Annotated in this window: 24 protein-coding genes and 2 pseudogenes; 3 read left to right on the top strand and 23 right to left on the bottom strand. The window is 55.0% G+C overall.

Annotated elements, in window-relative coordinates; genetic code table 11:
- Positions 1-215: 215 nt before the first annotated feature.
- Positions 216-917, bottom strand: a complete 702-nt coding sequence (locus tag DQX05_RS05580; RefSeq protein WP_259391797.1) for a hypothetical protein — start codon at positions 915-917, stop codon at positions 216-218.
- A 251-nt stretch (positions 918-1168) separates the two neighbouring features.
- Here DQX05_RS05580 and DQX05_RS05575 point away from each other — a divergent pair, with 251 nt between their 5' ends.
- Positions 1169-2140, top strand: a complete 972-nt coding sequence (locus tag DQX05_RS05575) for an AraC family transcriptional regulator (RefSeq protein WP_259391796.1) — start codon at positions 1169-1171, stop codon at positions 2138-2140.
- Positions 2141-2142: 2 nt separating this feature from the next.
- Here DQX05_RS05575 and hflX read toward each other — a convergent pair whose 3' ends face one another.
- The 5 genes and pseudogenes from hflX to DQX05_RS31670 all read right to left on the bottom strand — a co-directional run bounded on the left by hflX (position 2143) and on the right by DQX05_RS31670 (position 7798).
- Positions 2143-3417 carry a GTPase HflX gene (gene hflX, locus DQX05_RS05570; RefSeq protein ID WP_119791630.1) on the bottom strand — a complete coding sequence of 425 codons (1275 nt, stop codon included), beginning with the start codon at positions 3415-3417 and terminating at the stop codon, positions 2143-2145.
- A 659-nt stretch (positions 3418-4076) separates the two neighbouring features.
- Positions 4077-4406, bottom strand: a complete 330-nt coding sequence (locus DQX05_RS05565; protein WP_147385156.1) for a S41 family peptidase — start codon at positions 4404-4406, stop codon at positions 4077-4079.
- A gap of 3 nt (positions 4407-4409) precedes the next feature.
- Entirely contained in the window at positions 4410-5099 is a 690-nt protein-coding gene (locus tag DQX05_RS31680; protein ID WP_259391794.1) for an S-layer homology domain-containing protein, read from the bottom strand.
- 127 nt (positions 5100-5226) lie between these two features.
- Positions 5227-6905: pseudogene (locus DQX05_RS31675) on the bottom strand (family 10 glycosylhydrolase).
- Between the two features lie 182 nt (positions 6906-7087).
- Positions 7088-7798, bottom strand: coding sequence for a hypothetical protein (locus DQX05_RS31670; RefSeq protein ID WP_259391793.1), 711 nt, complete (start codon positions 7796-7798; stop codon positions 7088-7090).
- Positions 7799-8939: 1141 nt separating this feature from the next.
- Here DQX05_RS31670 and DQX05_RS05555 point away from each other — a divergent pair.
- Together DQX05_RS05555 and DQX05_RS05550 are read left to right on the top strand one after the other, a co-directional pair.
- On the top strand, positions 8940-9773 hold the full coding sequence (locus tag DQX05_RS05555) for a hypothetical protein (protein ID WP_119791626.1): 834 nt from the start codon (positions 8940-8942) through the stop codon (positions 9771-9773).
- A gap of 252 nt (positions 9774-10025) precedes the next feature.
- Positions 10026-11315, top strand: coding sequence for a histidine--tRNA ligase (locus tag DQX05_RS05550; RefSeq protein ID WP_119791624.1), 1290 nt, complete (start codon positions 10026-10028; stop codon positions 11313-11315).
- A gap of 103 nt (positions 11316-11418) precedes the next feature.
- On the opposite strand, the gene DQX05_RS05545 is transcribed toward DQX05_RS05550, so the two are convergent.
- From DQX05_RS05545 to DQX05_RS05480, 17 genes and pseudogenes are all read right to left on the bottom strand, one after another.
- Positions 11419-12270, bottom strand: a complete 852-nt coding sequence (locus DQX05_RS05545) for a DUF6612 family protein (RefSeq protein WP_119791622.1) — start codon at positions 12268-12270, stop codon at positions 11419-11421.
- Positions 12271-12463: 193 nt separating this feature from the next.
- Complete coding sequence (locus DQX05_RS05540) at positions 12464-12724, bottom strand: hypothetical protein (RefSeq protein ID WP_182914632.1); 261 nt, start codon at positions 12722-12724, stop codon at positions 12464-12466.
- Positions 12725-13245: 521 nt separating this feature from the next.
- Positions 13246-13428, bottom strand: coding sequence for a hypothetical protein (locus DQX05_RS05535; protein ID WP_087443223.1), 183 nt, complete (start codon positions 13426-13428; stop codon positions 13246-13248).
- A 211-nt stretch (positions 13429-13639) separates the two neighbouring features.
- Complete coding sequence (locus DQX05_RS05530; protein ID WP_119791620.1) at positions 13640-14515, bottom strand: radical SAM/SPASM domain-containing protein; 876 nt, start codon at positions 14513-14515, stop codon at positions 13640-13642.
- Between the two features lie 157 nt (positions 14516-14672).
- On the bottom strand, positions 14673-15173 hold the full coding sequence (locus DQX05_RS30230; protein ID WP_147385155.1) for a hypothetical protein: 501 nt from the start codon (positions 15171-15173) through the stop codon (positions 14673-14675).
- A gap of 901 nt (positions 15174-16074) precedes the next feature.
- Positions 16075-16278, bottom strand: a complete 204-nt coding sequence (locus DQX05_RS05520) for a hypothetical protein (protein WP_119791617.1) — start codon at positions 16276-16278, stop codon at positions 16075-16077.
- Between the two features lie 31 nt (positions 16279-16309).
- On the bottom strand, positions 16310-16930 hold the full coding sequence (locus DQX05_RS05515; protein ID WP_119791615.1) for a hypothetical protein: 621 nt from the start codon (positions 16928-16930) through the stop codon (positions 16310-16312).
- A gap of 148 nt (positions 16931-17078) precedes the next feature.
- The gene (locus DQX05_RS31665) at positions 17079-17384 is read right to left on the bottom strand and encodes an enolase C-terminal domain-like protein (protein ID WP_259391792.1); all 306 of its coding nucleotides are present in this window, start codon (positions 17382-17384) and stop codon (positions 17079-17081) included.
- A gap of 369 nt (positions 17385-17753) precedes the next feature.
- A complete protein-coding gene (locus DQX05_RS31660; RefSeq protein ID WP_259391791.1) occupies positions 17754-17891 on the bottom strand; it encodes a hypothetical protein in 138 nt (45 codons plus the stop codon).
- A 61-nt stretch (positions 17892-17952) separates the two neighbouring features.
- Positions 17953-18318 (bottom strand): hypothetical protein, encoded by a 366-nt coding sequence (locus DQX05_RS31655; RefSeq protein ID WP_259391790.1) that lies wholly within the window; start codon positions 18316-18318, stop codon positions 17953-17955.
- Positions 18319-18921: 603 nt separating this feature from the next.
- Positions 18922-19480 (bottom strand): annotated as a pseudogene (locus tag DQX05_RS05505) (delta-aminolevulinic acid dehydratase).
- Positions 19481-19689: 209 nt separating this feature from the next.
- Positions 19690-19896, bottom strand: a complete 207-nt coding sequence (locus DQX05_RS05500) for a hypothetical protein (RefSeq protein ID WP_119791614.1) — start codon at positions 19894-19896, stop codon at positions 19690-19692.
- A gap of 128 nt (positions 19897-20024) precedes the next feature.
- Positions 20025-20192, bottom strand: coding sequence for a hypothetical protein (locus DQX05_RS30565; RefSeq protein ID WP_182914631.1), 168 nt, complete (start codon positions 20190-20192; stop codon positions 20025-20027).
- Positions 20193-20441: 249 nt separating this feature from the next.
- Positions 20442-20867 (bottom strand): PaaI family thioesterase, encoded by a 426-nt coding sequence (locus DQX05_RS05495; protein ID WP_119791612.1) that lies wholly within the window; start codon positions 20865-20867, stop codon positions 20442-20444.
- Positions 20868-20920: 53 nt separating this feature from the next.
- Positions 20921-22600, bottom strand: coding sequence for an AMP-binding protein (locus DQX05_RS05490; protein WP_119791611.1), 1680 nt, complete (start codon positions 22598-22600; stop codon positions 20921-20923).
- 37 nt (positions 22601-22637) lie between these two features.
- Positions 22638-24422, bottom strand: coding sequence for an acyl-CoA dehydrogenase family protein (locus DQX05_RS05485; protein WP_119791609.1), 1785 nt, complete (start codon positions 24420-24422; stop codon positions 22638-22640).
- Positions 24423-24529: 107 nt separating this feature from the next.
- The gene (locus DQX05_RS05480) at positions 24530-25711 is read right to left on the bottom strand and encodes an acetyl-CoA C-acyltransferase (protein ID WP_119791607.1); all 1182 of its coding nucleotides are present in this window, start codon (positions 25709-25711) and stop codon (positions 24530-24532) included.
- Positions 25712-25721: the final 10 nt, after the last annotated feature.

Genomic DNA, 25721 nt, shown 5'->3' with positions numbered 1-25721 from the left:
CAGCACCCGAGGTTTCCGCACGATGCGAAGCGGCTTGCCTATTCGTGCGGGACGGTCATAACAGCCCGCGGCAGAAGAAGAACACCTTGTCGTCTCGCAGGCCGGGGAGCCGGATAAAGTAAAAATGCGAACCTCTCAGGAAGCTCTTACTCTCTGGAGGCCCGCAATTGGATGCAGAATTCGATATAACATTTTTTCACAAAATTGACTTATATTTAACGATAAGTGTATGTATAATCCTCACCATTGCTTGAGATGATGACCTGGATCGGCTTCTTGTCCTTCGCCACTTCGGCAGGCACCTCGGCAATGAAATGAAGCGTACCCGTTTTCAGCGGTTCGATGCTGGTAATATTCGTATAGGTAAAGTCCGCCCCGCCTTTCTCCTCGATCGTGGAAAAAGCGTAATATTCATACTTATTGTCGTAAATGACCTTGACCGACACGAACTCATCCGCCGATTTCCCTTCGGTGAGCAAGCTCTTGACCTTGACCACGGTGTCGAAGTAGGTGTTGGAAGCATCCTTCACTTCATAATAGGAGTAGAAGCTGTCCGGGTTCGGCGGCGTAATCTTGTTGGCGAACTTCGCTCCTTGAATGGTCAGCTCGGCAAAATCAGCGATTTCGAGCGGCTTTTTCGCTTCAATCACTTTGGCTTTGTCTGCCGGAGCAGAATCTTGGTCAGACTTCTCCTCTGCCTTGCCGGCGCTGTCGTCGCCCGCGTTCTCCTTCTTCTCGCCATCCGCTTTGCTCGCATCCGTATTGCCCAAGGTTGCTTTCAATTCCGCATTTTCTTTCTCCAATGCCGCTATTTTCTTCTCCATCTCGGCGGTCGTGGAATCGCCACCGCTGCATCCAGCCACCGTCATCCCTAGAAGTAGTGTTGCCATACTGATGGCTGCTGATTTCTTTCTCAAGGTAAGACCCCCTTTTTTCTATATGTCTAAATATACCACCAAGACCGCCTTTTTTACTAGAATAGAATTCAGATTTCATGACATTTTTCCTACTACTTTCGACTCAATAACTGACAGGAGACAAGAACAATCAACAATAATCAGGAATAATAATATATGTTGAATATGGGCCTGATTGGGCTTGTATATCTTTGTTTTTCCTCTTATTGTTCGGTACATTGATGCAAATCCCCCCAATGGAGCTGAGCGCCTTGGATACGACCGATGCCTATGAGACGAATTTCTATCAATCGGATATCTTCAACATCAGCCGGGAACGGAAGATCCGTTCCAGCATGCCTTCGCGTCATTACCATGATGCCTATGAGATTTTTTATCTTGTCTCGGGGAAATTATCGTACTTCGTCGGGGATAAGACCTACCATCTGATGAGCGGCATGCTGCTGTTCATTAACGTCAACGAGATTCATAAGCTGGTCAATTCGAGCGGCCCGGTCTTCGAACGCATCACGCTTCAGTTCAAGCGGGCATTCATCACGGACCTGCTTCCGAAGGAAGGGGAGTTCGACGTGTTCTCCGCCTTCCAGGCCGATACGAATCTGCTCCGTCTCGACGGCAGCGACCAGAGCACGGTAGAGGGGCTGTTCGACCGGATGGTGCATGAATCACTGAGCCAGCCCCCGGGCTATGCGTATTATGTCACAATATTGCTCATTGAACTGCTCATCTATTTGAAACGCAAAGCAGACAGCAGCCAACACCAGCATGGAGCCTGCCCGCAGCAGATTCATCCCAAAATCATCGCCATCATCAACTTCATCAACGAGAACTACAGCCGGCGCATTACGCTTGATTCCATCTCCCGGCAGTTTTATATCAGTCCCTCATACCTCTGTAAAATGTTCAAGGACAGCACCGGCTTTACCCTTATCGAATACGTGAACAACGTTCGGATCAAGGAAGCGCGCCTGCTGCTGCGGGATACCGATGCCAAGATGGGGGATATCGCGGAACGGGTCGGCTTCGAGAGCCTGACCCATTTCGGGCGTATTTTCAAGGAGTTGACGGGCTGTTCCCCCTTAAAATACCACCATATCAGCGTTCGAACCGGACCTGAGCGGGAACTGCTTCATCCTCCCAGCCATCTACGACCCGAACCCGATTACGCAAAAAAGCCGCCCCTGACGATAGTCAAGGAAGCGGCTTTTTTCGGTTCAGCTTAGGCTTAAGCCTCGCACACATACTGCGCAAATTTCTGATAATCGCTCTGACGGCATTCCAGGGTCAGCTTCGTCCCCAACTCCTCGTATTCGGTCGCGAGGACGTTCGCATGCTCGTTCAAGTAGGACACATGCTGTCCCTGATCATAGGGAATGAGCATTTCGCATTTCACATAATCCTTGAACACATGGGCGCGAATGGCGGCGAGCAGTTCATCGATGCCCTGCTTGCGCTTGGCGGCCATATAAATAATCGAATCCTGAGATCCGGGAATGGCGCCTTCCTTCAGGTCGATCTTGTTGTACGCATAGATCATCGGGATCCCTTCGATTCCAATCGCCTTCAGCGTCTCGTTCGTGATGCGGATATGCTGTTCATATTCCGGATTCGAGAAATCGACGACATGGACCAGTAGGTCCGCCTCTTTCACTTCCTCGAGCGTCGAGCGGAACGCCTTGACGAGATGATGCGGTAGCTTGCTGACGAAGCCGACCGTATCGGTCAGCAGAAATGTTTTGTTGTCCTCCAGATCAATGCTGCGAACAGACGTGTCCAGCGTGGCGAAGAGCATATCCTTCTCGAAGACGAATTTGTCCTTCGAATCCGTGAACAGCTCCACCAGCGTGTTCATCACAGTCGACTTGCCCGCGTTCGTGTAACCGACGAGCGATACGACCGGAAGCTCGGTTTTCTTCCGCTTCTTCCGCTGGGTCTGGCGGTGAGCCACAAGCGTCTCGAGTTCCTTGTTCAGAGCGGTAATCCGCTCCTCAATCCGGCGGCGATCCAGCTCCAGCTTCTTCTCTCCCGCCCCCTTGTTCCTCGTGCCGACCCCGCCGCTCTGACGGCCCAGCGATTCGCGGAGACCGACCAGGCGCGGCAGCATATACTGCAGCTCCGCCACCTCTACCTGAAGCTGCGCCTCCTTCGTCTTAGCCCGCTCGCCGAAAATATCGAGGATAAGGAGCGTGCGATCGACGACCTTGCAGTCGAGATCCTTTTCCAGATTGCGAAGCTGCGACGGAGACAGCTCATCATTGAAAATGACCATATCCGCCTCATGCTGATTCAGCATAATCGTCACATCCTGCAGCTTGCCGGTGCCGATATAATGCGACGTGTTAACCTTGCTCAGGTTCTGCGTTACGACGCCGACGACCTCCACGCCGCAGGCTGCGGCCAGATTCGCCAGCTCCTCCATCGAATAGTCGAAGTCCGGCTGATGATTCAGATTTACGCCGGCCAGCACCGCTTTTTGCGGCTGTATTGTAAGTTGTTCCATATTTATTCCCCCGTTGCGCACCCAAGCCCCGCCTGGGTACGGATCATCATTATTGTGAATCATGAGTAAGCAATACAAAAAAACACAGGCATTCCGCCTGTGCGTCGAGTCATCGGAAGACGAGCCCTGCGAAGAAGCCGCTTAGCGCAAAGGATCATAGCATCCCTGCATATTAGCATACCCCGCACGGCACGCGTGAAGTCACGGTCACCCCGCAAGCCTTCCATCCCGCCAATATCCTAGTAGAGCGAAAAACACCCGCGGCCAACAGGCTCCCGTTACGGAGCAGGCAGGCGCACGCATGAAGGCGTTCGCCGAAGAAGAAGCGGCTCCATCGAGCGCTTCGTTCCTGGCAGGTGCTGCGTCATATAGGCACAACAAAAGAGGCAGGCATCGTCCCTCCCTCTTCTGTCGCGCAACATATTAGGGTTCCTCTGAGCAATCAAGGCAGACCATTCCCGATCACTCTGCACACAGGCAGAGCAAATGAGCACTATTCAGTTAGTGGCACATACGTTCAATCGGATTCTTCCCAAGCGGAAGATGGTTGCCATGTCAATCATCGGTGACCCTCCGTTCTATCAAAGTTATCCTCATCCTAACACAGGTCCATCCCAAGAGCAAGAGCGGGTACGAAACTTTTCCGGAAATGGCTCTCCTCACCCTCGAGGCTCCTTATGCTTCTTCTCCTCCTGAATCACGGCCTGCACAGCCGGATCGTCCAGCAGATTTCCGGTCTTGACGGCACTGACTTCCATATCGGGCTCCGTCTGCCGCTCTTCATTAATGACTCCCGATGAGGTTAAACCCATGACGGCAGGTATGCGGAAGGCATATCCGCTCTGGGGCAAGGAGGCGATCAGCGGATCGATGCCGATTCCATCCCCCCCGGTCAGTTCCCCCACCAAGGTCGCCCAGCCCATAGGGGAAAAGCTAACCCGAGGAGCTTCCGGGGTTAGCTGACATGCCTGTTCCGTGTCCTTCGGCAACCGTTATTCCTTCTTCTGCACGATATTCCAGACGATGACCGCGGCCTGCGCCCGGTTCGCCTCGCCCTTCGGATGGAACAGGCCGCTGCCCGTTCCCTTCACGATGCCTGCCTGTGCGAGCGTCGCAACCGCCTTGGCGGCATAGGAAGCAATCGCTTCCCTATCCTTGAACCGGGCCAATACCGACTCCGCATCCGCTGCCTCTGGCGTGCTCGTGAAGGCGGCAAGCGCCTTTGTAGCCATCACCGCCATCTCCTGACGGGTGATTGGACGGTTCGGCTCAAATCGGTCCTTGCCGGTGCCTTGTACCAGCCCGGCCTGCTTGGCTGCGGCGATAACGGTATAATGCCAATCCGTCTCCTTCACATCGTTCCAGTTGAGCGGCGTGCCGTCATCCCAAAGATCGAAAGCGCGGACGAGCATCGCCGCGAACTCGGCCCGTGTCACCGCCTTCAGCGGCCGGAACTTGCCGTCCACATCCCCCTTGACGATGCCAAGCGCCGTCAATTGCTGAATGGCCTCCTGCGCCCAAGCCACCGGGGTAAGATCCGGGAAGAGCGGAACGGCCGGTTCCGCAGCCGTCAAGGTGACAGCTTCGCTGGCAACGCTCTCGTTATGAAGCCGATCGACGGCTGTCACCACATACGTGTATTGTTCTCCCTTCTCCGCCGCGCGATCCACATAAGTCTGCATCGCTTGCCCGGCCTGCTTGCGGATCGTGCCAAGCAGATGCGCCGGGTCTGCAATGCAATGCTGCCCGCAATCTTGCCCTCGAACCGGTAGACGGTATAGTACGTCTCATCGCTCGCCGTCTTCCACTTCAGCTCGACGCCCCCGGCAGCATTGCGGGCCGATATCCCGGAGGGTACGGCCGGAGCCTGCGCATCAAGCCAGGCATCACCGGTACGAGCGCCGGATACCGGTACAGATCGCTGCGCAGACGATCAGTGAAGCCGAGCGGATTCACGTTGAACCATTGGGCGCTGAAATACATGCTGCCGGACACTTCCGCGAAATTGCGATTGAAATTCACCTGGTTCGGCATTTCCTCCGGATCCATCCAGCCATCACCTTGTCCGATGCGGTAGATCGCCTGACCGCTGTACAGATGCACGTTTTTCCCGGACGTCACCCCGCTCCACCAGGCAATCAGTTTGTCATAGGCGGCCGGAGAATAGCCCATATACCAATAAATCTGAGGAGTGATGTAGTCGATCCATTCCTCATCGGCGTTCAGTGCTTCATAGCTGCTTAAACCGTTCGTTTCGGAGCCTTCGGGATCCTTGCTCTTATTTTTCCAGATACCGAACGGGCTAATGCCGAACTTAACGTAGCTCTTCTCCCGCTTGATCGCCTCGCTTACGCCACGAATGAACTGGTTCACATTATCCCGGCGCCAGGCAGCCCGATCCGGGAACCCTGTGCCGTACTTCGTATAGGATACATCGTCCGGGAATTCGGTGCCTTCAATCGGATACGGGTAGAAATAATCATCGAAATGAACGGCATCGATGTCATACTTCTTCACCACCTCCATGACGCTGTCCGTGATAAATTGCCGCGCCTCCGGATTGCCCGGATCGAAATACAGCTTGCCGCGAACGAGATTACCCAATCCGGATGCTTCCGCGCCGGATGATCCTCCACCAGCCGCCCAATATCGTTTTTCATGGTAACGCGGTACGGATTGAACCAGGCATGGAGTTCCATGTTCCGCTTATGGGTCTCATCCAGCAGGAACGCGAGCGGATCATACCCCGGATCCTTTCCCTGCACGCCCATCAGCCACTCCGACCATGGGCCGTACTCCGACGGGTAGAAGGCATCCGCCGTCGGCTTAATCTGCATAATGACCGCGTTCATTCCCGCGGCCTGCAGCTCGTCGAGCAGCTTCCTGTACTGCTGCTTCTGCTCCTCTGCGCCGGTTGTGCCCTTCGCCGGCCAATCGATATTTTCCACCGTCGCGATCCACGCCGCTCTCATCTCCGCCTTCGGAATAGCTGCCGGCTTGTTGACCACGACATATACGGAACTCGTCTTCCCCTCATTCGTTGCCATAATGCCCGTTCCACCTACCTTGATTCCGGTCACCGTCCCGTTCTCATCGACCGAAGCGACCTCCGGATTGCTGCTCGTATACTTCACGCCTTCCGTAATTTTCACCGGCTCCTCCACCCACGAATAGATGCCGTACACCTCCGTCTCGAACGAGCCGCCGATCGCGACCGCGCTCAAGCCCCGCAATTGGATGCTCTCCAGCTCGGGGATCGGCTTGGTCACCTCGATCTCATGCACCGCCGAGATGCTGCGGTAAGTCGCGGACGTGACCGTAATCGCCGCCGATCCGATGGCATGCGCTTCAAGCCCGCCGCGGTCGTCGACGCTTACCACTTCCGGCCGGCTACTGGCGAAGCTGGCGCCGCCCACCAATTCCACCGGCGCCTCAAGTTCTGCATAGACCGCATACGCCTTCAAAGCACCGGTCGCTGTCCGCACCATCTTCTGCGGTCCGGATACCTCAATCCGCTCCAGCTTCAGCGCATCCTCCGTCACGTTCAGCGTCACCCGGACCGGGGGCGCATCGCCATATTCGGCCGTAATAATGGCTGTTCCGACGCCGACGGCCGTGATCGAATCATACGTCGCCCGCGTCACCGTAGCGACATTCTCATCGCTGCTGGTCAGTTGAACGCCGCTCTCGATCCGCTCGGGAGCCGTGCTTTCGCTGCGTCGCAACCACTTGAACCGCTTGGCTGCTCCCGGGCTGCATCTGCGGCGGCAACGATGTCCAAGTGATGAATCGGGGAGCTAGAATAGATAGCGGACAGCCGATCGAAATAGATGGCTCCGCTGTTTTTGTTTTCCGCTTTTGTCGCGGCCATATAGATCTGGTTCAGCTTCAGAGGCCATTGTATATTTTGCGGAACGTCAGTGGTGACATATTTCCATCCCTGCCAATTGAAGCCCGATGATGACGTAAAATCGAGCGCAGGCAAAGCCTTGTCGCTTCCATCCGCCACCGCTGCGCGAAGCCAGTTATTGTTTTGATTGCCGTACACCCATACGCCTAACTTCCGGGGTTTTCCCGGGATCGCCCTCCCCCTTGTGCCATACGGATTATAGAAGTTGACATACGCTGCCGATGTATCCGGTTGGCCGATAAAGTCATAGCTCAGCTTCACCGCATGATGACCGTAATAGATCGTCTCCGGCCGGCTGACCAGGCTCAATTCGACGGAATTGGCTCTCGCATGGCTGGCCCGCAGGTTCTCCAGATTGTCGAACTCCTCCAGTACAATCGGCCCCGCGCCATCCGCGTCTTGCGCATGGACAAGCGGTGAAGCGCTCCCAAATCCAGATAGCCCCGTCCCCAGCAAAAGAATAAGCGCCACCGCAAGAGACATCATCGCCCTGCCGTGAAACGAATGCGATCACTTTCCAAGCTCCCTAATGAGATGATTGATCACTTTCCAAGCTCCGTGTTGTCAATCATGCTGCCAAGCATAGCCAACAGATATTAATGCTCCCTCCATTGTTCTGAGCTGAACAGCTTGCGGCTGTTACTCCCTATCATATTGAAACCTTATTTTAAATATAAATAGTGTTTATATAAAATATAAATTTAAAACGGGGGAGGAATTTGCTCGTTGGATAACGTATTGTCGCCGCGTCTCCTCATATGCCCGCTGCTTTCGCTTTTCTGGTGACCTCGGCTTCCGAGACAAGACCGGGATGGACAGCGCCGACGGCCCAGCGGCAATCGGTCGTGCTAATCATCAGGATGACCGTATGGGAAAATCCGCTTCTATGCAGAAGGTAAAGCGCATGTCTAATGTCAGGATTTTTGCCGGAAACACTTTTTGGTTGAGGGGATGCTGTAATTCTGCAGGATTTTGGCCGACGCCCCTAATTGGTTGAGGCCGAGATTGCGCAAGATTTTGCCGACAATGCCACTTCCTACAATGAATGCTGCAATTCTGCAGGATTTTGGCCAACACCCCTAATTGGTTGAAGGAATGCTGCAAATGTGCAGGAATTTAAGCTATTTCGGCTTGGATCGGAGGAAATCGAGTGGAATTGATGTAGTTTTGCAGGAATGCTGCCAAATCGGCCAGTCAAAACAAAAAATTGATGCACGGGTGCAGGATTTCTCCAAGAAACCGGCCCCTCTATCTCTCCTATTTCCACAACCTCCGCTTTTCACAATGACGCACTATAAAGGCACTCAAGCCGCTCCATACTACGAAGTAAGGCACTCTCATCGTCTGTTTTGAGAAGTATGGCATTCTCATCGTCTGTTTTGCGAAGTATAGCACTCTCATCATCTGTTCGCCTTGACAAGTCTTGCATTCTTTCATATCATTAACTTCAATGACATATAACGGCACTTGCGATGGAAGCACCCGCAGGAATGGGCTTGATGGCCCTTCTTGCAGGTGCTTTTTTGCTTTTTCCTTTCTTGCGCGTGGGGATATGGAAGACAGGCAGGGCCGGATATCTTATGAAAATGATGAAGAGAGGGTGGGATTGAACATGATGAAGAAACTGGGCGTGATCATAGCGGCGCTCCTCGTTGCACTCGCATGCCTGTTGGCCGGCTCGGCCGAACTCCACGCGGCATCTGCGGAGCTCTCCGCCACAGCCAAGGCCGCCTTCGACAAGATGGTGGCGGCAGCGGGCCAGACACAGGCGGACAAGCTGACTCAGCTCTACCGGGAGCTGCTTCAGCTTGAGACGGCGGAGCGGGAATGGCAGGAGAAGACGAAGCGCCTGCACTACGATAACGCGGAGGCGCTGACCGCGATCCGCCAGCAGCTGAAGCGGCTGCACGAGGAGAAGCTGAAGCGCCTCGACTCACAAGTCCAAGAGGCGAAGAAGAAGTATCAACTGCTGTTCGACGCCTACACCGCCTTGAACAAGCAGATCTCCGCCGCGAAGATATGGAAGAACAAGCAGTTGAACGCGGCGCTCCGCCTGCAGCATACCGGCATGAAGCCGCTCGTCCAGACCGCGCGGGAGGACATCCGCCGCCGCCAAGCCGCGCTGAAGTCGGCCAGGCAAGTCCGCACCGACGCCGTCAAGCGCATTCGCCAGACGCTCTCCGCCATCGATACGGTCAAGGTCCAGCTCAGGAGAGCGAAGAGTGCCGCTGGCACCTATAAGAGCAATCTGTCTGCGGCCCGGAGGACGCTGACGCAAGCCGCGAGGAAGGGCGATGCCAGCGCCAGCCTGAAGGCGCTCACCTCGATGACATCCTCCTCCCGCCAGCGGAATGAACGCAGCCGCCAAGTCTTTCAGCTGGAGCAAAAGATCGGAGACATCATTCAGAAGGCGAGGACACAGCTCCAGTCTTATTCTGCTTCGTGAGACCGGCGGAGGAGTTGCTTTTTCCCCACCCATTCGCTATACTCTGTAATATTACTTGCGATGGAGGAACCTGCTCATGAACCGAATCAAGCGGAACCAACTTCATCATCACAAGAAGCGTTAGCACCCCTGAACCTATCAGGGAGGGCTAGCGCTATTCGCGTTGGCCTCCCTGCGGCATATATCCGGCGCGCGGGACCAAGAGGTCCGGCGCGTTTTTTATTTTCAGATGAACAAGGGAGGATGGGTACGATGCAAAATGTAAAAGGTACTTATGATTTTTTCGGTCCGGAGCAAGCGGCGCGCCAGCAAGTGCAGGACGTGCTGCGGAACCTGTTCGAGCTGTACCGCTTCGAGGCGATGGAGAGCACGATCTTGCATGAGCTTGATGTACTGACCTCGAAATATGCCGGCGGGGAAGAAATTGTGAAGGAAATGTACCGGTTGAGCGATCAAGGGAAGCGGCAGTTAGGTCTGCGCTATGATCTGACGATACCGTTCACCAAGGTCATCGCGATGAATCCCGGTCTGGAGCTGCCGTATAAGCGGTATGAGATCGGCAAAGTGTTCCGCGACGGGCCAGTAAAACGGGGTAGGATGCGGGAATTTCTGCAATGCGATGCCGATATCGTCGGCATTGCAGGGCCGGAAGCCGAGGCCGAGCTGATGCAGCTCGCCGTCGAGGCGTTCCGCCGTCTGGACATCCCGGTGACGATAAAATGGAACAACCGGCGGTTCCTCGCAGACCTGCTGGAGTCGATTGGCGTCCCGGCCGGGGAGGCGTTGTCGGTCATGCTGACGCTCGACAAGATTGCCAAAATCGGAAAAGAAGGGGTCAAGGACGAGCTGCTTGCCAAAGGCTTGGAACCAGAGGTAACCGGGGCAATCTTGGCCCTAATGGAGAGAGAAGAAATCTCAGTCGACTCGCTCGCCACGGCTTACGGCCTCCCATCGTCGGAAGGCGTATCCGAGGTGCGCGCTCTGCAGCGTCTTATCGATGGGACCGGGCTCGCGGCAAGCTGCGTTTTCGACCCGTTCCTGTCCCGCGGGCTGTCTTTCTATACCGGCACTGTATATGAAATTTTTGATGCTTCGGGCACCTTCACCTCGAGCCTCGGCGCCGGCGGAAGATACGACGCGATCATCGGCCAGTTCACCGGGCGGCAGGATGCAGCCTACCCTACCGTCGGGCTGTCGTTCGGCATGGAATCGATCATGGCATTAGTTGCTCGGCAGCAGGTTGCAAGGCCCCCCGCTCCGGCCGTCGTCATTGCGATCGGGGATACCCTGCCCGAGGTTCTCCGGACCGCCGCCGCGCTTCGGGCCAGCGGGATTCGCACCGCGCTGGATACAAGCGGACGGAAGCTCAAAAAAGCTCTCTCCTACGCCGCATCCCAACGAATTCGCTTCGTGCTGCTTATCGGCGAGAGCGAGGCCGCCATCGGGGCGCTCCGTCTCAAGGACATGGCCGAACAGACAGAGACAGTCGTCACCGTGGAGGAGGCCTTGTGGCAGATCGAGAGCAAGCTGGGGCTGGCATAAAGCGGGGAGAATAGATTTCTCCTTCCCGACACGCAGCAAGAAAAGTCCGCCCGCGCAAAAAACCGCCGAATCCTTCCGGATCCGGCGGTTGAACGCGAACAAATTATTGAGCGCTGTCCAGCACCTCTTGAGGCACTTTGATTTCGCCTACTTCGTCATGCTTGGAGAACGAGCTCTTCATCACCATGTCCATGGAGACTTTTTGGCCGTCTTGCTCCATTTCCATTGTCATGTTGACGTCGGATTGAAGAGGCAAGAACGATTCTTTGTTGACCGCATACGTAACTTTGACATTTTTGATATCCATTTGCTCAATCAACGCCTGCGTTTGCGCATCTTCGCCGCTGCCCGACTGGCTCATCAAGTCTTTAGCCAGCTCTTTGATTCCATCGCCGGACAAATCAGCTGACAATACGTACTTGTCTCCTTCTTCCGCTACTTTCATATCTTTGGAATACGATTTGAACTGTTCCATTTGAGTCTCGATTTTCGCGGAATCTTCCAGTTGCGCCACCATATCGCCAATCATTTCGTCCGGAAGCTTCACCCACTCCCCATCTACTTGGGTGTAGATCGCATCCTTCGAAATATATTGCTTAATGTCCTGTTCGCCTTGACCCGGCATAGACATTTTCATCTCTTGATACATGCCGAACGGCTCTTTGTTGAATTCCGCCTTCATCGAGATATCAACCTGCTGCTCTTGCTTCTGATCGCCTTGGGCGACCGTAATATTCTGGTTGATGCTCGCATCCATAGCGAAGTTCTTCATCTTTTGGCTGGCTTCCGCCATCTTCGTCAGCAGTTCATCCGCAGTTAATGCCGGCGCGTTTTCTGTTTGTGTGTCCGCCGGTTTTTCTGCGTTGGTCGCTTCACCGGAAGCGCCTTTGTCGCCGCAAGCCGTGATTCCCAACGCCAAGATTGCCCCTAATAATGCAAGTGTCCATTTTTTCAAAGCGAGTATCCTCCTAAGATCTGTAACGAATTTTCATACCTATCCATAATAACCATATCCACGATCTGCGCGATAGGGGAATTAGTCCCAAGCAGGCGAAATTATTCGACTAATTATGTGGTGATAAAGGACTAAAACACTATGACTTCCAACCACCAAAATTCGACAAATTGCACTCTTGTCCAATGGTTAATCATTCGACAAGGAACAGCTCAAGCCCATCCACGGCAAATGCCTTCCGGACAAGCTCTGGAGCTATGAATTCATCATACTTGCCTAAATAAGGCGCCTCCTCCGGCCCTAACAGATTCATCAGATCGGTACCGTTCTTCAGCTCTGTACGCAGTTGATCCATTAATGTGGCCGCATCCGCATGACCGGATACGCCCATATAGTACGGCTCCATCGGAACAATGGACCGCAGAGCGAGGCGATCGGTAAGCCGATGCTTCAAGATACGCTGTCCTCGCTTCTCATCATGAATTGCAATAGGTTCAAATGAGAGTATCTATCGTCTTTAGAAAAAAAATTTATACCTATTATATCACCCATCAACAGCAATTTCGTTCGCCGAACAAGGACATCAAAAAACGAGCGCTTCCCCCGGCAGCATCAACAGTCAAAAGCAGTCTAAGCCGATTCTAGCACCCCTTCATAAATGGTTATTACTTTACAAGAAGGACGATCCAATAATGGTCAATCGAGATGTCAGGTTTGCTCTTTTCAGCGGGACTAACTTTACAGAAGCCGGATTGTGTTCCGCCGCGGAGGAGTAGCGGTTTCGGGGTTAGGAAGTGTTCCGGTTGGATCGTGTGCTCTCCAGCTTCCGGCTTCGCAATGTGGTCAATGCAAAGAGAACGAGATAAGCGGTGTTCAACGGACGGGCTCCCGGCCGCGGGGTATTATCACTATTCGACAACACCTAAGTCGCGGTTCAATTTTCCGTCCCTTAAAACGACTTCCTTTTTCATTTGCTTACAAACCCAATTCTCTTTTTATCAGCGCTGATGCGATATAGAGCGCCTTAATCCTGCGTATGAGCAGCGTGTGCTGAGAAGTACCTGGTTTCAATTTTGGCTGTACTTTCTCACACTTACTAATCGTTGAATCTATAGCCCGGAGAGCTTCTTCTAATTCGTCTTTCGTGAACTTATCCAAAAACCCACCTCCTGTAATAGTTGTTTCCAGTCTCATTTTTGCATTTCCGATTGCAACACTGACCGAATATAGATATCAAACTTTGATTATATAAAATTCATACGTAAAAAAATAGCATCGAATATTTATACCTATATATTCAATGCTATTTTTTAAAATATTGACTTAGTCTGATAGGACGCCGGCAGGGGTCCTTATGCGATACCTTACATTAAGTTCCGAATCTTTTGCGGTACCCGCATCTCCGGCATAATTCTTCAACGGCTTCCCTTCGCGAAAATCCGTCATACAGCCGACTCGCGCGCTCCCCATCCACGATCTCGGTAAAGGGAGTATGGTGAACATTGCCCAAGCGAATGACGCCTTCCCCGTCCAGACAACAAGGGACGACCGTTCCGTCGACCAGCACCGCTGCCTGGCTGCGCAGCGCATGGCAGAAGCCCTTGCCGTCATCTTCCGGCGCATGCAGGCTCGGCCATTGGAATTCATAATCCTGATTCAAGTAAATGCGATCCGCGATTTGGATGCCTCCCCCGGGACCTACCTTTTCTTCGATATGGTAGTCCAGGTTAAATTCCTTCTCCAACATCTCCAAGGTCTCTCGGTTCCTTCGCTTCTGTAGAGACGTGGCATGCTCCGGATTCAGATTCCATAACCGGAAGGAAAAGATGACCTGATACTCGGCCGCCTCCTGCACGAACGATAAAATCTCGGACAAGTATTGCTCCCGATTCTCCGATCCTTCGTGCCCGTCGAAGCTGTGGAGTGAGAAGTTCATCTGCCGAAGCGCCGGCTTCCCAAGCAGCTTATGCCGGTTCTTCCGAATCAGCGTGCCATTGGTCGTAATATTAACTTTGAACCCTTTCTCATGGCTGGCGTCCAGCAGTTCATCAATGCGGGGGTGAAGCAGCGGCTCGCCTTTGACATGAAGATAGATATGGCGCGTATGCGGCTTAATCTCGTCAAGAATACGATGGAACGCGTCGAGCTGGATGAACTGCGCTTTCCGTTCGGTCTGCGGACAGAAGCTGCAAGCCAGATTACAGATGCTTGTAATCTCGATATATACTTTTTTAAATGTCCTCAAGTCTATGTTCTCCATTCTATCTCGCTATCGGTTGTCTCTCTCATTATAGCTGTTCGGTGCAAGAATAGATGGATTTCGGTAAAAAAGATGGGTGCGAGAGGCGCAAGCGATCGTTCCATGCATATAAGAGTGTGGTAGACAATGCACCCTGAAGGAGTCAACCCGTTATATTGAAATATGCCCGACGGCGAACGGAGGGTTGCGAATGGCCGCTGCGAACCGGATACGGCTTAACAGTTGCCGGCCGGGTAATGCTTATACGGGATTTGCGGGTTCGGCTGGAACCGCATATAAGGATCACGGTCGCGCCATACGAACCGAGGCTTGCAGCAGCACGGGTCGGAGTCGCAGTTGCAGCATGGATCGGGTCTGCATGGATCGCATTCATGGTGGTGATGATGCGGCTTGCATTTCTCGCATTTACATCCGTCATGATGATGGTGCTTCGGCTTGCATTTCTCACATTTGCATCCGTCATGATGATGATGCTTTGGCTTGCATTTCTCACATTTGCATCCGTCATGATGATGATGCTTTGGCTTGCATTTCTCGCATTTACATCCGTCATGATGATGATGCTTCGGCTTGCATTTCTCGCATTTGCATCCGTCATGGTGATGATGCTTCGGCTTACATTTCTCGCATTTGCATCCGTCATGGTGATGCTTGCTCTTATGGCGACGAATCTTGCCGCCGCATCCCGGCATATACATCGTCGTTTTCTCGCCGCTGCACGTTTTCCATTTCACTTTCACGACTCGTCCCCATTCGATATTGGCTAACCACTGCTCTAACAGATCCTGACTCATGATGTCATACTTTTTCGTCAAATCGAATTTTAACTTTTGGCCGCAGTTATATCTGACTTCGACTTCAGCCAGATCAACATCTCGAATGGCATTCATCACTCTCTCGTAGCCGCTCATCATCAACACCCTTCATTCCTTTCCCTTTCAAATTTCTGCCGAAGGTGATGAAGCAACAATGACCCGTGACAACAAAATAAAGAGATCTGATAGGATACACGCATAACGCAATGATAGGCATAATATATCAACAGGAGGTCATCTATTTCGGCTGATACTATAAAATATGCTTGTATTTCCTATTTGGTAATAGGTAGATTGCTGGACAATCAGCCTTAATTTCGAACAGACATACCAAAAAACGCGCGCTTCGCAGGATGCACGCGGACAGTGTAGGACAGCGGACGACCGGGCTGCCTTCGTGGCGCTCACTCCGCTTCTTGTGGACGCACGGCCCCAACGATCCGCGGAGCCGGTTCCTGATATGCGGTTCGCTGGGTGCCATGCTTGTACCGATGAAGAGAATCCCGGTTACTCCCGTCTCCTTCCCGGGCTGGCCGCTGTCCCCGAGCCAGCATGGAGCGGGATGAGGAGTAACCTGGAAGACATTCATCGCATGCGCCAGCATTGTTTGCGGCAGCACATGGCAGCTATATATAGAAGCTTCTCTATCACCATGTCACTGCTTACTATAAAGTATGCATTCAGTGCCGCACAGTCATAGATATATGGTTCATGCCAACCGCCTCATTTTCATAGGATAGGCGTCTTCACCTGCTGATAGAAGAGCAGGAAGACGAAGCCGCCGAATTGTCCATCCGTCAATTGGCGCCCCGTATCGTCCGGGTGCGAGGACTCCGTCTTGCCGAAGAGCGCGTCGGGCGGGTACGGCGTCTCCAGCGTGTAGCTCTTGCCTAACGCAGCGCCTTCTCCCCGCTGTTCTGCCGCATATGCCAACTTGCCCTGATGTCGTCAATTCCCCCTTTCTCTACCGATCTCCTGCCATTACCGAATCAACCGGCTCAAAAAGCTGATGCGGTATTTCTGACGCGGGCGTCCCCGAGAAGCGCCCTTCTCTTCTCCGACAATATCGACCAGCCCCGCATCCATCAGCGCCAGCAGGAAGCGGTGCACGCTGCGGACCGTGACACCCAGCACCGTCCAGCTCCTGGGCGTAGTAATCGACCTTGCCGAAGCGGGTCATATGAGCGATCAGGCGGCTAAGGTAAATCGAGGTCAGTCCCGCCGTCTCCGCCTGCTTCACCAATGCGGCATCAACCAGAGACAGATCGAGCTCATGCGGCTCATTGATCTCCAGCGGACCAATGACGCTCTCATCCTCACGGATGATGAAGCACATGCCGCCGCCCCCGTCGCAGGCCAACTGATAAGAGACCGGCCCGGTGAACAACAGCACATCCACCTTCTCCGCCAACTCATGCGCCAGATCCGGCGCCTCTTCCTCCTGGCGGTAGCTTCGTATGACCGGATCGAAGGACGGGAAGCCTTCGAGACAATGCTCCATCAGCCCCATCATCGCTTCCGGCCCGATTATGCCGATGCGTAATTCCGGCGAGCCCCACGTTACTTCCTTCTCATCCATCCACATCTTGATGCGCCTCCGTCAGATTATAATGTAGTTCCCGTTGAGCATACCTCTAACATGAACGGCAGCGAGAGGTGAGCGTCACCTCCGATGTTGTACATAGGTCCATTGTGCCGGGGGCACCACATGCGAACAAGCCGCCCCGGGCCGCCTAATATCCGATTCCCGGCGTCATCGGCAATTGAATCTCGCCCTCCTTGATAACGGGGCCCGTCTCGACCGGATCATCACTCAGGAACATCGGACCATTCAAATCGGCCGGATAGGCGATGTCCAAGTACTGGAACAGCCAGCCGCTGGCCGTCAAGCCAAGTCTCGACTCCGTCAGCCCGCCCCCGAGCAGTTCCAGCCCGGCATCGCGGGCCATCTCCCCGCATCGCTTGGCCCCGGATAAGCCACCTATCTTCGCCACCTTGATGACGGCGATATCGCATGCCTTCGTCTGAATCGCCTGCATCAGATCCCCGGGCGTCTAGACGCGCTCGTCCAATGCAATCGGAAGCGGCGCAACTGGGCGTGCCCATGCAGTTGATTGGCTGCTAGCGGCTGCTCGAACACATCGACCCCGATCCGCCCATCTGCTTCGCCAGCTTGACGGCCTATGGCAGATTGTAGGCCTGATCCGCATCTACCTGGAAGTGCAACCCCGGCGCTTCGCTCTTCACGACCTCACAATCGCGAGATCCCGCTTCGGGTCGAGCCCGATCTTGACATCGACCGCCTAGTAACCGTTCGCTGCGGCGTATGCCGCCTTGCACGCCGCTTCCCCCGGGCTGGCCGTACTGATGAGATGCGACAGCTTCAGCACCGGATCCGGGGCCGAGTATCACAGCTCCGCCAGATTGCGCTGCTCGGCGGCGCCGAGCAGATCATGCGGCGCCATATCGATGACCGCCTTCGCAATCGGCTGGCAGCTGCCCAGCCCCGGCCGGATGTCCCGGTTCATCACCCGGTGAATCTTCAATCTTTGGCCTCCAAGCGATCAGTGCCGGTCAGAGATAGCGCCCGTTCGCACTTGTAACCGTTTACAAAGTTTCGTAGCTCCAACGGGTGCTCAGTCTTGCCTCCACCCAGCCGCAGACGCCGTTGTCCGCCGTAATTCGCACGTAGATATGAGACGCCCCGAGGCTGGCATCACTGGCGGCCCGATTGGATATCGTGAATGATTGGCTCATCGGCAAGCGTAGAGCAAACACGTCGATACGGGCAATTTTCATATCCTCATCCCCCTTGACTCGTTCCGCCATATACTTGATCACATCATACTCGATGCATGAGAACAAATCTCCCGTTTGCCGATTTAAAGACGAATTTTTCCCCACTCCCTGATCGGACGGAAAGAAGCTGGCAGCCGACTTGCTTCCAGTCCGCTCGGGTGCTTGCACTTGCAACCTGTTCCCCTCCGGCAAGACCAAGACCGAAGCGGCAGCGGCCGGGAGTGAAGCTCCAGTGCCGCCATGTTCTTTCCTGCTCTTCCCGACCGGCCAGTGCGGGACCGGAGCGATAGCCGGCCGGGGGCCGCGTCCGTGCCGCGTCCGTGAACAGTTTCTATACTCCGCTCTTGCGTTTCTCTTGCTTGCGTATATTCTTGCTTGCGTGCATCCTCCTTTCGTTTCTCTTGCTTGCGTTCTTCACGATCGGATAATACGGGATGCACACACAGTCTGACAGGCTGTATGCTGCTGGTTCTCCCGCCGAAAACTGCAATAATGCAGTTTTTCCAGGAAAGCCGTTTCTCCCCAAAGTGAAGCCTGCAATAATGCAGCAATTTCGCCTACTTGGGCTTGGAAGGAAGACTTTTCGGGGAAAATGATGCAGATTTGCAGGAGTACCCCCTAATATTCGCTTTAAGGCAAATAATTGCTGTACGATTGCAGGATTCCTATCTTGACTAAAGGAGGATCAAGCAGAAATCAGGCAGAATCCCGGCCCCTGCCCATTAAAAAGAGCCTTGGCGGATACCGCCAAGACTCTTCTTCTCACCTATTGGATCATTAAGCCGTGTAGAGCCGGTACATCGATAGGTTCTCCTTATCCATCGCGCGGGCTGCCTCGACGGCTTCACGCACGCTCTTCTTGTTCTGAATCATCTCGTAGCCGAGACGCAGAACGAACATAAACGCCGAAGTGCCTTCCGGGTAGTCGTCCGGTCCGATATACATCTTGCATCCCGCGTCCAGGAAGGCTTGCGCCAATGCCGGATCGCCCAGGGAGCACCCGTTCCCGATGACGATGTGATGATCCAGCTTCGCATACCGCCGAATCTCTTCCGGGCCGTAATCCCCGCGCGGCTCGTCCACCTCATAGGCGGCCTCTCCCAATTCCGGCATGCAGAGTTGTCCCTCATCGCCATGGAAGTTGAGGATAATCAGGTCCATGCCAGGGTACAGATCCTCTCCCGATAGCACCGCATTGAAATCACTCGGTCTTCCAATCCAATACGTAAATACCCGTACTCCAAAATATTCAAATGCCGCACGCACGGATCGCTTGCGTGTCCATATCGCTGTCCGGGCCGCATACCAAGGCAACGTTCATTTCCGGTTTACCCATATTTGTCTCCTCCTCAAATGTGTTAACCATCTGTCCAGAATATCTTGCCGGATAGAAGGAGGAGCCCGGGCCCGTTCTGCAGAAGCAATGCGTTAGAGTTGAATCGATAGTGTCATTGAAAAAATAACTCCTTCTAAAAATCATGATATGGTAAATATATCAAGTATCCTATCACTCGCCCGCTGTCGTTGTCAAAATCATCCTTCCAGCTACTTGCCCGCAATGATCAAACTGCGGTTCCCCTGCTGAACCGGCGGGATGATCATATATCCGGCAGGCGAGCCTTCGATGGGCTGGACCGTATAGCGTTCGCCCTCCGGCTGCATCGTCACGCGGTCCCGGGCGCGACATGGCGAATATCCGATCAAATATACGATGGTCGGCGCCTCGCTCTCGCTCGCTTCCTCCCAACGCATGCTGAAGGAGCCGTGCGTATGCTCGTTCTAATTATTTTACAGTTGCCTCGCCCAGGCTACCAGATTAAAGCCATACCTCAGCAGATCGCCCAGATTCTCAGGAGAAGCCATCACCCAGGAGCCTCCGCTTACCGCAGACGGAAACCCTTCCATTCGGCGCACGTCGTCTCCAGTTCGTGAACCGCACATCCGCTTGCTGGATAATCGACGCTACTTCCGGAAGCTAGGTCATTCGCAGGCAGACGCCGGGAGATAAGAATGTCGCCAGTTGCGGCAAAGCTGATCGATTCCGTCATGGACACCTCCTGTAACGATAAGTATTAGTCTTGACTCGAAAATAGGCCAATCGGAATATTCCGGTTGACCCCATCATACAAAAAAGACGCCACCAAAAAAATACATTCTACGCGAACTGCATTCGCAATCCGCCAATTGCTTGATCGCATACGTTGGCAAGCGCCGATTATCCGGATCACAACAACGCCCCTGACACATAACCTGTGCAGGGGCGTTCTCCACATCACCTTTGCCGGCCGCCGTTGGCGTCAAATGACGCGGAACGTTGCCGTCGCGAGAGAACCAAGCTTGCCGTCAGCGCCGAATACTTGCCCAGTGCATGTAATCGACCGGCGCGTCTCATGCACAATGTCTGCCGTGACGCGCAGCTCGCCCGCATGCAGGGGGGCAACGAAGTGAACGTTCAAGTTCGATGTCACCGTATTCTCCCCGGGACGAGCTAGCATCGTGACCAAGCCCATCGCGTTGTCGAGCAGGGAGGACAGCACGCCGCCATGCACTAGGTTAATGGTGTTCATGTGCTGCCGCCCTGCATTCAGCTTCAGGACGACCTTGCCCGGCTCGGCCGATACCACCTCGCAGCCGAGATGTTCCCAGAAGGTGCCCCGTACCTGCTCGAACAGGTGTTCAAGCGGCACGCTGCCGATGGGCTCGGGTGCCGATTGTCTTTTCATATCTTCTCACCTCCGCCGTTCCTTCGTTCATTGCTGCGGCGGCCGGCCGGCAGTTACCGTTTCAGCAGCATTTCTTCTTCCTCAAGCAGCTTGCGGCGCAGAACCTTCCCGGCAATCGTCTTCGGCAGCTCGCTGCGGAATTCGTATTGGCGCGGCACCTTGAAGGAAGCGAGCCGCTCGCGGCACCAGACATTGAGCTCTTCTGCCGTCAGCGTGCTTCCGGCGCGCGGCACGATATAAGCCTTGACCGTCTCCCCGCGGTACGCATCGGGCATGCCGACTACGATGGCTTCCTGCACGTTCGGATGCTCGAACAGCACCTCTTCCACCTCGCGCGGATAAATGTTGAAGCCACCGGCAATGATCAGATCTTTTTTCCGATCGACAATCGAGAAAAAACCGTCCTCGTCCTGCCGCCCCAAGTCGCCGGTGAACAGCCAGCCGTCCCGAAGCGCCTTCATCGTCTCTTCCGGCCTGTTCCAATATCCCTTCATCACTTGCGGGCCGCGGACAACAAGCTCTCCGACCTCGCCCTCGGCCACCTCTTCTCCCGATTCCGCGTCCACGATCCTCGCCTCCGTGTCCGGGAACGGAATGCCGATGGAGCCGTGCTTGCGCTTGCCCCATAACAGATTCGCATGCGTAATCGGCGAAGCTTCGGTCAAGCCGTAGCCTTCGATGAGCACGCAGCCGGTCAGCCCCTCGAATCTCTCCTGGACGTCAAGCGGGAGCGAAGAGGCGCCGCTGATGCACGTGCGGATGGAAGACAGATCATATTTGTGGAGATCAGGATGATTGATGAGCCCAATATACATCGTCGGCGCTCCCGGGAACACCGTCGGGCGCAGCCGATGGATGATGCGCAGCACCTCGGCAGGCACGAACTTCGGCACGAGCACGTTCATTCCCCGGCAGAGCATACATAGATTCATCAATACGGTCATGCCGAACACATGGAAAAAAGGAAGCGCTCCCAAAAAAATTTCTTCCCCCCGCTTCACCTTATAGAACCAGGCGCCCGATTGTATCGTATTGGCAACCAAGTTGCCGTGAGTCAGCATCACTCCCTTGGGTGTGCTCGTGGTTCCTCCAGTATACTGCAGCAGCGCCAGATCTTGCTCCGGGTCGACCTCGACACAGGTGAACCAAGGCGGAACGCTTTTCAGTAGCGAAGTGAAGGCATGGACCTGTTCGCCGTACTCCACCTCGACCGAGTGGCCGCTCCGTTTCGCTTTTATCGGGTAGAGCATGTTTTTCGGAAACGGCAAGTAATCCTTGATGGACGTCACGATGACATGACGCAGCCGGGTACGCGCCATTACGGCGCGCACCCGCGGATACAGGGCGTCAAGGGTCACGATCGCCGCGGCGCCGGAATCGGCCAGCTGCAGCTCCACCTCGCGCTCCTTGTAGAGCGGATTCGTGAGCACGGCAATGCAGCCGGCCATCAGCGTACCGTAATAGGCGATCACCGTCTGCGGGCAGTTGGGCAGCATTATCGCCACCCGCTCCCCGCGGCCGACGCCAAGGCGCGCAAGCGCATTGGCGAAGCGGCAGCTCTCCTCCAGCAGCCGTTCATACCGCAGCTGCTTACCCATGAATTCGAGCGCGGGACGATCGGGATAATCCCGCGCCGCATCGATTAAAAATTGAGCGACGTTTTGTCGCGGGTACTGATACGTCGGGTCAATTTCCTGCGGGTAATGACGGAGCCATGGCTTCTCCAATGGCATACCTAACCATCCCTTCCTCGCGGGTAATGCCCGCGTATTACGAGACCGCGTATTTTTCCGCTTGAATGACACGTGCCGCGATATCACGCTTGATGCTGATTGCGTCGATCGGTGAGCTTTTCGTCAGTTTTTTCAGAATCGACAGCTGCGTGCGCAGCATGTCGCCGGATTCCATCGCCGCCAGCGTGTTCTTGGCAATGCGCTCGATATCGGCGAGCGTCTCATGCACATAGACGGACGTCATCTGCATGGCGAGCTTCGCCTTAACTTCGCCGCTCTTTGCGATCAGCTTGCGCGTGCGCAGCAGGGCGCTCTCCATCGCATAAACGAGGATCATCAGATCGGCGAGGTTGCTCAAGATTTCCTGCTGCTGCTCAAGCGACGTGCCGTATTTTTGCGCCGCCAGACCGCCGACCATGAGAAATACCTTTTTCGACATCGAGACCAGATGTCCTTCCAGCTCCATCGCTTCGCCCGAATCCGGCATGGTGACGATCGACATCAGCTCGGCTTGCAGTGCCTGCGCCTTTTGCATAAGCGGAAGCTCGCCTTTTGCCGCCTTTTTGAGCAGCATGCCCGGAATAAGCAGGCGATTGATCTCGTTCGTGCCTTCAAAAATGCGGTTGATGCGCGAGTCGCGGTAAATGCGTTCGATTTTATATTCTTGCGTGAAGCCGTAGCCACCGTGAATTTGCACGCCTTCATCCGCGACGAAATCAAGCGTCTCGGACGCGAACACTTTGTTAATCGAGCATTCCAGTGCGTACTCGGCAATCGCTTTGGCCATCAGTTGGCCCGAATCCGGCTGCATATAATCAATATCCTTGAGTGCAGAATCCACCAAGCCGGACGTGCGGTATACCATCGATTCCGTCACATAGGTGGCAATGTTCATATCCGCCAGCTTATTGCCGATAAGCGGGAAGGTCGTGAGCGCCTTGCCGAACTGCTTGCGCTCGCTCGCGTATTTCACGCTCAGCTCGATCGCCTCCTTCGATGCGCCGAGACAACCCGCGCCCAGCTTGAAGCGGCCGATGTTCAAAATATTGAACGCGATGATGTGCCCGCGGCCGATCTCGCCGAGCACGTTCTCCACCGGAACCTTGACATCCTCGAAAAAGAGCGGGCAGGTGGAAGAGCCTTTGATCCCCATCTTCTTCTCTTCCGGTCCGAGCGTAAAGCCCTCCATGCCTTTTTCCACGATGAAGGCGGTGAAGTCCTTGCCATCCACCTTCGCATACACGATGAAGATATCGGCGAAGCCTGCGTTCGTGATGAAGATTTTGGAGCCGTTGAGCACATAGTGGCTGCCGTCCTCCGACAGCTTCGCCGTCGTCTTGGCGCTCAGCGCATCCGAGCCGGATGACGGTTCGGTGAGGCAGTAAGCGGCGATTTTAGCTCCTGTCGCAAGGTCAGGCAAATATTTGCTCTTCTGCTCCGGCGTGCCGAAGAACACGATCGGCAGCGTACCGATGCCGACATGCGCACCGATCGAGAGCGCGAAGGCCGACGCCTTCGTAAGCGTCTCGCCGATCAGCGTGGAGCTGACCTTGTCGAGCCCCAGGCCGCCGTATTCTTCCGGAATGTCGGCGCCGAGCAAGCCGAGCTCGCCGGCCTTGCGCATCAGCTTCACCGTCAGATCGTAGTTGAGCTTCTCGATCGCTTCGTCGTTCGGTAGCACCTCTCCTTCCACATAATCACGAGTGGTATCCATCATCATGCGCTGCTCTTCGGTGAAATCTTCCGGCGTAACGATCGCATCCGGCGTGATATCATCAATGACAAAGCTGCCGCCTTTGATTTTCTGATCCAACACAGTCATCGTTATCTTCCTTTCTCATTTTAATGTGAGTTCAAAAAGGCCGGTTTTCGGCACCGAGAAGGTTGCAGGAACTCGAAGCGGCCTTTTTGAACAACCTCTTCCGGGATTTAGGCAAAGACTTCAAACACGCCAGCGGCCCCCATCCCGCCGCCGATACACATCGAGACGACACCATAGCCGCCGCCCCGGCGGCGCAGCTCATGGACCAGCGACGCCGTCAGCTTCGAGCCCGTGCATCCGAGCGGATGGCCGAGCGCAATCGCGCCGCCGTTCACATTGACCTTGCTCTCATCCAGCTCCAGTTGGCGGATAATCTGCAAGCATTGCGAGGCGAACGCTTCATTCAGCTCGATCAGATCGACCTGATCCAGCGAAATGCCGGCTTTGCGCAGCGCCTTCGGAATCGCTTCGACAGGCCCGACGCCCATAATGTCGGGCGCCACGCCGGCAAGGGCGAAGCTGCGGAACGCCGCAAGCGGCTTCAGCCCGAGCTCCTGGGCACGCTCGGCGCTCATCAGCACGCAGGCCGCCGCCCCGTCGTTCATCGGCGAGCTGTTGCCCGCCGTGACACTGCCTCCGAGAGCGAATGCCGGCCTTAGCTTGGCGAGCACCTCCTCCGTCGTATCCGGGCGGACGCATTCGTCCATGTCGAAGGAGATCTCCTTCTCCCACGGCCGTCCGTCGCTGCCGACCCCTTTCTGCACAGTGGCTACAGGCACGATCTCGTCGCGGAATTTCCCTGCGGCGAGAGCGGCTGCCGCCTTGCGGTGGCTGTCCGCCGCAAAGCGATCCTGCTCTTCGCGGCTGATCCCGAACCGCTTCGCTACATTTTCCGCCGTATATCCCATGCCCATGTAGACCTCCGGCATATCAGACACCATCTTCGGGTGCGGGGCCAGCTTGAACCCGGTCATCGGCACCGCGCTCATGCTTTCCACGCCGCCAGCGACGATTGTCTCCGCGCCCCCTGCCATTATTCGTTCCGCCGCGAACGCGATCGACTGCAGGCCCGAGGCGCAGAACCGGTTAATCGTTACGGCCGGTACCGTATCCGGATAACCGGCATACAGCGAGATGTTGCGCGCCATATTTAATCCTTGCTCGCCTTCCGGCATGGCGCAGCCGAGAATGACGTCCTCGACATCCGACTTATTCAAGCCCGGCGCGCGCCGGACAGCCTCTTCCAATACGATGCGGCCCAGGTCCTCAGCGCGCGTCTGCGCGAGGCTCCCCTTCTTGGCTCTGCCGACCGGCGTGCGCGCCATCGATACAATGACTGCCTCTTTCATTGCGATCTCC

This window comes from Paenibacillus thiaminolyticus, from assembly GCF_003591545.1.
GTDB classification, from domain to species: Bacteria; Bacillota; Bacilli; order Paenibacillales; family Paenibacillaceae; genus Paenibacillus_B; species Paenibacillus_B thiaminolyticus_A.
This window is presented reverse-complemented; position numbering and strand designations above follow the sequence as displayed.

Excerpts from the sequence above, each read along its gene's own strand:
- DQX05_RS30230 (WP_147385155.1), bottom strand. The coding sequence starts at position 15,173 with ATGACGGATGCAAATGCGAGAAATGTAAGCCGAAGCATCATCACCATG.
- DQX05_RS05485 (WP_119791609.1), bottom strand. The coding sequence starts at position 24,422 with ATGACTGTGTTGGATCAGAAAATCAAAGGCGGCAGCTTTGTCATTGAT.
- DQX05_RS05480 (WP_119791607.1), bottom strand. The coding sequence starts at position 25,711 with ATGAAAGAGGCAGTCATTGTATCGATGGCGCGCACGCCGGTCGGCAGA.
- DQX05_RS05555 (WP_119791626.1), top strand. The coding sequence starts at position 8,940 with ATGATGAAGAAACTGGGCGTGATCATAGCGGCGCTCCTCGTTGCACTC.
- DQX05_RS05515 (WP_119791615.1), bottom strand. The coding sequence starts at position 16,930 with ATGTGGATGGATGAGAAGGAAGTAACGTGGGGCTCGCCGGAATTACGC.
- DQX05_RS05550 (WP_119791624.1), top strand. The coding sequence starts at position 10,026 with ATGCAAAATGTAAAAGGTACTTATGATTTTTTCGGTCCGGAGCAAGCG.
- DQX05_RS30565 (WP_182914631.1), bottom strand. The coding sequence starts at position 20,192 with ATGACGGAATCGATCAGCTTTGCCGCAACTGGCGACATTCTTATCTCC.
- DQX05_RS05500 (WP_119791614.1), bottom strand. The coding sequence starts at position 19,896 with ATGCGTTGGGAGGAAGCGAGCGAGAGCGAGGCGCCGACCATCGTATAT.
- hflX (WP_119791630.1), bottom strand. The coding sequence starts at position 3,417 with ATGGAACAACTTACAATACAGCCGCAAAAAGCGGTGCTGGCCGGCGTA.
- DQX05_RS05490 (WP_119791611.1), bottom strand. The coding sequence starts at position 22,600 with ATGCCATTGGAGAAGCCATGGCTCCGTCATTACCCGCAGGAAATTGAC.
- DQX05_RS31680 (WP_259391794.1), bottom strand. The coding sequence starts at position 5,099 with ATGCAGACTTATGTGGATCGCGCGGCGGAGAAGGGAGAACAATACACG.
- DQX05_RS31665 (WP_259391792.1), bottom strand. The coding sequence starts at position 17,384 with ATGCAGGCGATTCAGACGAAGGCATGCGATATCGCCGTCATCAAGGTG.
- DQX05_RS05495 (WP_119791612.1), bottom strand. The coding sequence starts at position 20,867 with ATGAAAAGACAATCGGCACCCGAGCCCATCGGCAGCGTGCCGCTTGAA.